Origin of the sequence: Thermocladium sp. ECH_B (assembly GCA_001516585.1) — an archaeon.
GTDB lineage: Archaea > Thermoproteota > Thermoprotei > Thermoproteales > Thermocladiaceae > Thermocladium.
This window is the reverse complement of sequence record LOBW01000077.1, coordinates 1-8,256: the sequence shown is the minus strand read 5'-3', so window position 1 is coordinate 8,256 and position 8,256 is coordinate 1. Positions and strand designations below refer to the sequence as shown.

The following is an 8,256-nucleotide window of genomic DNA, read 5'->3' as shown; positions in this document are numbered from 1 at the left end:
CACTAGGCGAAGCGATGCCGAGTACTTGGATGGCCGCGTCGATTATATAGGCTTCATACCGGACACCAGCGGCGGCGCGAGGAGCGTTGCTCTTGATAGGGCAATGGAGATTCGGGGAGCCGTGAAGCAATCAATTCCCGTCGCCGTTTTTTCCCAAATGAGCATTGTGGACGCGATTCGCGTCGCTTCATTGCTCGGCGTTGGCGTGATTCAGCACCCAGCCCTGGGGAGCAGGGAGGGACTGGATCTAGCGGTGAAGCTGGGCCGCGGGCTCAGGTTTGCCCCAGTGATATACGTGTCCCCCAATGCTCCCGCTCGCGCCGCGGAGTTGCTGGATCGATACGGTGATTACTTGGAGTACGTCCTAATAGATGCCCCGAAGCAGGGCTTTGATGTTTATGAGCGCGGGCTCAAGTTTCCCCTTGGGCTTCTTCGCGGCATTAGTGGAATGAGGGTGGGCGTGGCGGGCGGCATTTCGCCGAGTAATGTGGCTGAGGTGGCTGCTATGAATCCATTCCTAATAGATATAAGTTCAGGCGTGGAGTCCAGTCCAGGCATTAAGGATCCAGCTAAGGTAGAGGCCATTAGGAAGGTGATTGGAAAGTGAAGGTGCCGCTGGGCGAGGTGCCGCCGCCGAGGGAGTTAGCCGATAAATTGATGGATGCGGGGGAGGACGTCATGCTTCTCGAGGGAAGCGGCGATAAGTCCAGGTTCTCAATAGTTGCGTGGGGCATTGAGGACAGGATAGAGGCCGGGGACTCCCTCTATGATGATCTGCATCGCCTCCGCCTAAGGCTGGGTAGGCTTGAGGAGGGCAGGATAGCGATTGGTTACCTCTCCTATGAGGCGATTACCCTAATGGAGGACTATGCGAGGGAATTCATGCAGCCCCCACGGAGTTGGCCGCTTGGGGAATTCATTGTGCCGAGCAACGTCGTTGTTTATGATAATGTCCTCGGCAGGGCGTACCTAAACGCGAAGCTGGAGGATCTAGGGCACGGTGATCACTCGCTACGCATAGGTAACTTAGTGAGGGGAACGAGGAGGGAGGATTACGAGAAGTGGGTGGAGAACGCGTTGCTGGATATACAGAATGGCGAGGTGTTTCAGGTGGTTCTATCTAGGTTCGAGGAGTATGAGTTCAAGGGTAACCTGTTCCCGCTCTACGATGAATTGGCCGATCTCAATCCATCGCCGTACATGTTTTACCTAAGAATGGGTTCCCGAGTACTCCTTGGATCCAGCCCCGAGGTCCTCATAGAGGTTGAGGGGAGCAGGGTAGTGACGAGGCCAATAGCCGGCACTAGGCCCCGCGGCTCCGAGCCATGGGAGGATCTTAGGCTTGAGGATGAGTTGCTGGGAAGCGAGAAGGACTTGGCCGAGCACACTATGCTGGTGGACCTGGCCCGCAATGATTTGGGCCGCGTATGTAGGTTCGGCACAATTAAGGTGAGGGACATGTACTCAATTGAGAAGTATCAAAGTGTTCAGCACATGGTCTCCACGGTGGAGGGAGTGCTGGAGAAGGGCAATGACGTGGTGGATGCATTGTTCGCCACATTCCCCGCGGGAACAGTTAGCGGGGCGCCTAAGCCGCGCGCCATGGAGTTAATCGCCAAGTACGAGAGGGAGCCCAGGGAACCGTATGCCGGCGTCGTGGGGTTCATTCATGGCGCTGGAGGCGAGTTCGCCATAACCATTAGAAGCATGTTCGCGGCCGGGGGCGTCCTTAGGGTTCAGGCTGGGGCGGGCATAGTGTTTGATTCCGTGCCTGAATTGGAGTACCAGGAAACTGAGCATAAGTTGGCCAGCCTCAAGAGGGTGATCAAGTCATGGATCTAACGGTTATAATAGATAACTACGACTCATTCGTCTATAACGTGGCTCAATACGTGGGGGAACTAGGCAGTAGGCCCATTGTTGTCAGGAATGATGAGGTTTCCGTGAAGGCGCTCGCCAGGATGAGGCCAGATAGGCTAATAATATCGCCAGGCCCGGGTTCCCCCCTCAATAAGAGGGACGTCGGTGTATCCAGGGACGCCGTTATTTACTTCAGGGGCCGTATTCCAATCCTCGGCATTTGCTTGGGGCATCAATTAATTGGCGCCGTTTTTGGGGCTAGAATTAGGCGGGCGAGGACGATTAGGCACGGCAAGGCAAGCAAGATACGGAGAATGGAGTCCCCCCTCTACCTGGGCTTGGCTCCCGAGTTCAGCGCAATGAGGTATCACAGCCTCGTCATAGATGACGTGCCGAGCGAGCTAATCGTGGACGCGGTGTCGATGGATGATAATGAGATAATGGGGATCCACCACGTTGAGCACCCCATCTTCGGGGTTCAGTTCCACCCGGAGAGCGTGGGGACCCAGGTGGGCATGAAGATACTGGGCAATTTCCTGAACGAGGTGTGACCATGGGTTTCCTGGATGACGCGATAATGGCGGCAAGGAAGCGAGTTGAGACGGAGAGGGCCATGGTGGAGCCGGGGGACATGAGGAGAGCCATTGAGGAGGATAATGAGGACGGCAGGCTAGGCCTAATAGCTGAGTATAAGCGGATGAGTCCCTCTGGCGTGATTAATCTAAGCATTGATCCCTGGACCTACTTCTCATCGCTTAGGGACTCAGTGACTGGCTTCAGCGTGTTGGCGGAGCCCATATACTTCGGCGGCAACTACATCTTCGTTAAGGCAGCGGCGGCGACCGGGAGACCCGTGTTATTCAAGGACTTCGTGGTGGATAAGCACCAAATAGACGTGGCTAGGAGCCTAGGCGCATCAGCGGTCTTAATCATATATAGGGCATTGGGGCGGGAGGAGAGGAGTAGCCTAATCAATTACGCGCATGGGAGGGGGCTTCAAGTATTGCTGGAGGTCGATAATGCCTCGGACGCCGCCGCGGCGCTGGATGAGTTTCCGGGGGAACTGCTTGGAGTGAATTCGAGGAACCTAGATAATCTCTCCCTATCCCTGGAGTCAGTTGTGGAGGTGATTAGAGGGATTCGGGGCCGCGCCGACCTAATTATCGCGGAGAGCGGGGTCTCGTCTAGGCTGGACGCGGAGAAGTTGGCTGGGGCGGGGGCCAACGCGGTTTTAGTGGGCACCGCGATAATGAGGGATCCAAGGCTGGCGCGCGAGTTAAGGGGGGTGAGGATTCATGGTTGACGTGGATGGGGGCAATGCTTATAAATATGGTATAGAGAGGGGTCTAGATGCAATTGGAATATCTATAATAGCGGGAGAAATTAAGAAGATCTCCCTAGAATCCCGTAAATCATTAATGGAAATGAGCCGCCGCGACTCGATTCACCTCGGCTCCTCCCTAAGCAGCCTGGAAATAATAGCCTCCCTGTACTACGTGGGTAAGGTAATTAATGGGGGTGACTGGGTGATCCTATCCAAGGGGCACGCTGCTCCAGCGCTTTACGCGGTGCTAGCCGAGCTTGGATTACTGAGCAGGGATGAATTACCCACTATACAGGACATACATAGTAGGCTCCAGGGACACCCCGAGGTACCGACGCCGGGGGTTGACGCGAGCACGGGGAGCCTGGGCCAGGGCCTTGGGTACGCCATTGGCTTAGCAACAGCGCTTAAGTTAAGCGGCAAGCCCAATAATGTCCTGGTTCTGGTGGGCGACGGCGAATTAGATGAGGGCCAGGCATGGGAGGCATTAATGGATGCCGTGAATAGGGGCCTGGATAACTTATTGATAGTGATTGATGCCAATGGTTTTCAACTGGATGGACCAGTGAGGCCCATTAAGGAGAGGGCCTTTAAGGCGATGGAGGCCCTGGGGCTCGAGGTGGCTCAAGTCAATGGACACGACGTGGATCAATTAGTGCGGGAAATAATTAGGCTACTCGGCGTGAGGGGTAGGCCCAAGGCCATAATAGCGAGGACAATTCATGGAAATGGGTGCCCAGAGATAGAGAACACTAGTCTCCAGCGTCCCTCCCAGTCTCCCCGCCCCTCCGCATCCATGAGGGACTCCCTCGGCAAGTCCCTTGTGAGGGCCATGGATGAGCTAAGCGATTTAGTGGTGCTCACCGCAGACGTGGGTGGACCCACGCGTGCATCCATGGTCGCCAAGAACCACGGCTCCAGGTACATAGATGTCGGGATATCGGAGCAGGAATTGGTCAGCGTGGCGGCTGGATTGGCGGGGGCCGGCATGAGGCCGGCGGCAGTGGCTTTCGCCATGTTCCTAATGAGGGCATGGGAGCAGGCGAGGAATACCGTGGCAAGGATGAATCTTAATGTGAAGTTAATAGGCACGCATGCGGGTTACTCCGACATATCGGATGGCTCCTCCCATCAAGTGCTTGAGGACATAGCGTTGATGCGCGTATTGCCCAACTTCTCAATAGTGGTTCCAGCCGATGCGGCCGACGTGGAGAGGAGCCTCCCGGCGGCGTTGAGGCATGATGGGCCCCTGTACTATAGGGTGGGCCGCGATTACTCCCCCTCCATAACTGATGGATTGAATTATGAATTTAAGTTGGGCCGCGGCGTTGTATTGGAGGATGGGAGCGACATAGCGATAATAGGGGCCGGCCCAATCCTTTGGGACGCAATAATGGCTGTTAAGGAGCTGGGGAAGAGGGGTGTCTCCGTCTCCGTGATAAATATGGCGAGCGTGAAGCCCCTTGATGAGGATCTGATACTCAAGTACGCCAAGAAGACGGGCGCCGTGATAACTGTGGAGGAGCACATGGCCCAGGGAGGCCTCGGGTCAAGCGTGGCCGAATTGCTCTCAACAAGGTACGCCGTCCCCATTAGGGTGATTGGCGCCCATGGCTTCGGCCGATCCGCGCGCTCCGTGAGGGATTTACTGATGCGTTTCGGGGTTAATTATAGATCAATAATTAATGCCGCCATGGATTTACTCAATGCGAGGTGAGGCTAATGCTTGATGAGTTGCGGATGGAGATAGATAGGTTGGATGATGAATTGCTGAGGATAGTGGCTCGCAGAATGGAGATAGCGCGGAGGATAGGGGAAGTGAAGGCAATGAGGGGCGCATCGCCGCGGGATGAGGATAGGGAGGCAGTGGTTAAGGGTCGATGGGCAAGCATGGCGGCGGATCTCGGCCTCCCCCAGGGCCTCGTTGATGATTTACTCAACGCAATAATGAGGGAATCAATTAGGCAGCAATTACCGCCCGTGGAGGGGGTTGTCACCATAGTTGGGAGCGGCCGCGTTGCATCATCGCTGCGGTCCCTCATGAGGGGGCGAATATACTTAACCGACTTCTTTGGTTCCCCGGAGGTGGATCCCTGCGATGCATTCATGGAGAGCGATTACATAATAATAGCGATGCGCCCATCAATACTGGGCAACACCGCGTTTCAGGACTCGCTTAGATGCGCCTCGGGTAGGGTGGTGAGCGATGTATTCTCAGTGAAGGGCCGCTTCTTCAGGGAATTGGAGGGCTTATCCATGCGGTTGGGCTTTAATTACGTCAGCATTCACCCACTCTTCACCTCTCCAGAGCGGGTTGGGGACGAGACCATAGTGGTCACTCCATCGGTTACGAGTGGAGCAGCACTGGAATTCGTGTCCAGGCTATGGAGGAGCCTCGGATTCAGGGTAGTGATTAGCGGGGCCGATGCGCATGATAGGGCAATGGCAGTCACGCAGGTGATTCATCACCTCTACTTGGCGGCGCTGCGTAGAGCCCTTGAGGAGGCATCGCTATCGTTGGGCATTGATTATTCCCAATTCGTTACGCATAGCCTTAAATCAACTCTGGCAGTGGCGGAGCGCGTGTTGTCCCAGGACGTGGTCATGGAGATCCAGTCGAATAATGAGTATGCGCCCATTGCCCGCAGGGCTGGGCTGGAGGCAATGATTAGGACAGCGAATGATTTGGGTGGCGTCTCATGATAATAATTCCAAGAAATGGAGTGGAGCCTGTGCTGAATAGGCTTGAGCGGAGCGGGTTGGAGTATAGGGCGCTTAGGCTGTATGGGGTTGATCTAGTGGTGGCGTGGCCGGACGAGGATCCCGCGAGGCTTGGGTTAAGCGGTGAGGGGGACGTAATAATGACCGGCGCTCATTACCAATTAAGTAGCTCCAAGTGGCGTAAATCAAGCACTGTTAGGATTGGAGGAGTCATTATTGGGGGCGGGGAGCTCGCCGTCGCCGCGGGTCCCTGCGCCGTGGAGGATGAGGATCAACTCAAGTCCACCGCCGTGGCAGTTAAGGAGGCGGGCGCCCAATTACTGAGGGGCGGCGCATTTAAGCCTAGGACCAGTCCGTACTCCTTCCAGGGCCTTGGGTTAAGGGGCCTCGAGCTGCTTAGGAGAATTGGCGACGAGACTGGGCTACCCGTGATAAGCGAGATCACCGATCCACGCTACATTGAGGCAGCGTCCAGGTACGTGGATGCGTTTCAAGTCGGGGCTAGGAATGCCCAGAACTTCGAGTTATTGAAGGCCCTTGGAGAGACGGATAAGCCCATCATATTGAAGAGGGGCTTTGGGGAGACCATTGAGGAGTGGCTCTCAGCGGCTGATTACATATTGTTGGGAGGCAATGAGAACGTGGTGCTATGCGAGAGGGGAATAAGGACTTTCGACCACACCCTGCGCTTCACGTTGGATGTGGGCGCTATTGCCGCCGTCAAGAAATTATCCCACCTACCCGTCTGCATTGATCCAAGCCACCCCGCCGGTAAGCGAGAGTACGTGGAGCCGCTTGCATTAGCCGGGGTAGCGGCGGGGGCCGACATGCTTCTAGTAGAGGTTCACATTAATCCAGCCAAGGCCTTATCGGACGCCGAGCAGCAATTAACGCCGGCCTCATTCGGTGAATTAATGAGGAGGGTGAGGGCAGTATCTCAAGCGATTCGATCATAGAGATGCGCGGCAAGTGCGGTTCCTCCCGAATAGTTATTGGGGGCATGGGGAGAAGCGTGGATGAGATTGAGGAGAGGGCTAGGAACCTGGGCGCGAGGGGTCGCCTCTTCACCGTCATGGCGAGCAGCGTGAGGGGCTTGATGAGGGGGAACCCCATTGAGCTGGGGGATGGTGAATCATCAAAGCGACTAGAGACAGCCATATATATAATAGGGGAATTACTGAGCAGAGGAGCCGATAGGTGGGACACATTAATAGCGGTGGGCGGCGGTTCCCTGCTTGACGTGGCCGGCTTCGCCGCATCAATATATAAGCGGGGCATTGATTACGTGAATGTCCCAACCACTTTATTGGCCATGGTGGATGCAGCCATAGGCGGGAAGACGGGGGTCGATTACGGCAATGTGAAGAACGTGATAGGCACTTTCCACCAGCCCCGCCTCGTCCTGATTGATCCCACGCTAGTGGAGACACTGGATGAGAGGAACTACGTCTCGGGCCTCGCGGAGGTGATTAAGTACGGCTTAACGCTTGATGCTGGCCTCTATGATTATGTTGAGTCCCACGTGAATGAGTTGTTATCCAGGAGGCGCGAGGCGGTGCGGCTAGTAGTGGAGCGCTCGGCGNCCCTTAAGGCTAAGGTGGTTGAGGAGGACGAGAGGGAGGAATTGGGGAAGCGATTCGTGCTTAACTTTGGCCACACCATTGGCCACGCGGTGGAGGGAGCCACGGGCTTCTCGATCACTCACGGCGAGGCTGTGGCCCTGGGAATGAAGTGTGAACTGGGTCTCGGGGTTAGGCTCGGCGTAACGCATGAATCCGCGTTGACGCGCTTCACTAAACTATGTGAGTCCCTGCATCTCTGTGGCTCCCCCCCAGTGAATTTCGAGGATGTGGCTTCGCTTCTATCGGCGGATAAGAAGAAGAGGGGCGACTCCATCTCGATGCCCCTAGTTAAGAGGGTGGGGGAGTGGGAGTTAATTGATGTGGGGATCGAGGAGTTGAGGAGGGAGGTGATTAGGTGCTTATCCACGCCTTAATCGGCCACCCCATCTCCTCAAGCCTCTCCCCCGCGATTCATGGCTACATCTATAACCGCCTCGGGCTCGATGCTGCCTATGTGCCCCTCGACATTAGCCCCAAGAGGTTGATGCATGTAGTTGAGGTCGCTCGCGACGCGTTTAATGGATTCAACGTCACTATTCCGCATAAGGTGGCCATAGTTAGGTACCTAGATGCATTGAAGGGACCCGCCGCGTTAATTGGCGCCGTTAACACGGTCCTCATTAGGGATGCGGAGGCAATTGGCCACAACACCGACGCGGAGGCATTAATTGATTTAATGCTTAATCGAGGCATTAAGTGCGGCGTTGCCATGGTTCTGGGAGCCGGCGG

At 55.7% G+C, this 8,256-nt stretch carries 8 protein-coding genes and 1 pseudogene; all 9 read left to right on the top strand.

The features are described from left to right. Positions 1-607, top strand: a 607-nt coding sequence (locus AT710_08315) for a hypothetical protein (GenBank protein ID KUO90777.1), incomplete at its 5' end; no start/stop codon positions are given. Beyond that, positions 604-1,842, top strand: coding sequence for an anthranilate synthase (locus AT710_08310; GenBank protein ID KUO90776.1), 1,239 nt, complete (start codon positions 604-606; stop codon positions 1,840-1,842). The genes AT710_08315 and AT710_08310, both read left to right, overlap by 4 nt. Next, positions 1,833-2,411, top strand: a complete 579-nt coding sequence (locus AT710_08305; GenBank protein KUO90775.1) for an anthranilate synthase — start codon at positions 1,833-1,835, stop codon at positions 2,409-2,411. Before AT710_08310 ends, AT710_08305 begins: the two co-directional genes overlap by 10 nt. 2 nt (positions 2,412-2,413) lie before the next feature. Continuing rightward, complete coding sequence (locus AT710_08300) at positions 2,414-3,163, top strand: hypothetical protein (GenBank protein KUO90779.1); 750 nt, start codon at positions 2,414-2,416, stop codon at positions 3,161-3,163. A gap of 817 nt (positions 3,164-3,980) precedes the next feature. Further along, positions 3,981-4,901 (top strand): transketolase, encoded by a 921-nt coding sequence (locus tag AT710_08295; GenBank protein KUO90778.1) that lies wholly within the window; start codon positions 3,981-3,983, stop codon positions 4,899-4,901. Continuing rightward, positions 4,898-5,887, top strand: a complete 990-nt coding sequence (locus AT710_08290; GenBank protein KUO90774.1) for a hypothetical protein — start codon at positions 4,898-4,900, stop codon at positions 5,885-5,887. The genes AT710_08295 and AT710_08290 overlap by 4 nt, the downstream gene beginning before the upstream one ends. Next, positions 5,884-6,861, top strand: a complete 978-nt coding sequence (locus AT710_08285; GenBank protein ID KUO90773.1) for a 3-deoxy-7-phosphoheptulonate synthase — start codon at positions 5,884-5,886, stop codon at positions 6,859-6,861. The genes AT710_08290 and AT710_08285 overlap by 4 nt, the downstream gene beginning before the upstream one ends. Positions 6,862-6,863: 2 nt before the next feature. Further along, on the top strand, positions 6,864-7,901 hold the full coding sequence (locus AT710_08280) for a hypothetical protein (protein ID KUO90772.1): 1,038 nt from the start codon (positions 6,864-6,866) through the stop codon (positions 7,899-7,901). A gap of 173 nt (positions 7,902-8,074) precedes the next feature. After that, positions 8,075-8,256 (top strand): annotated as a pseudogene (locus AT710_08275).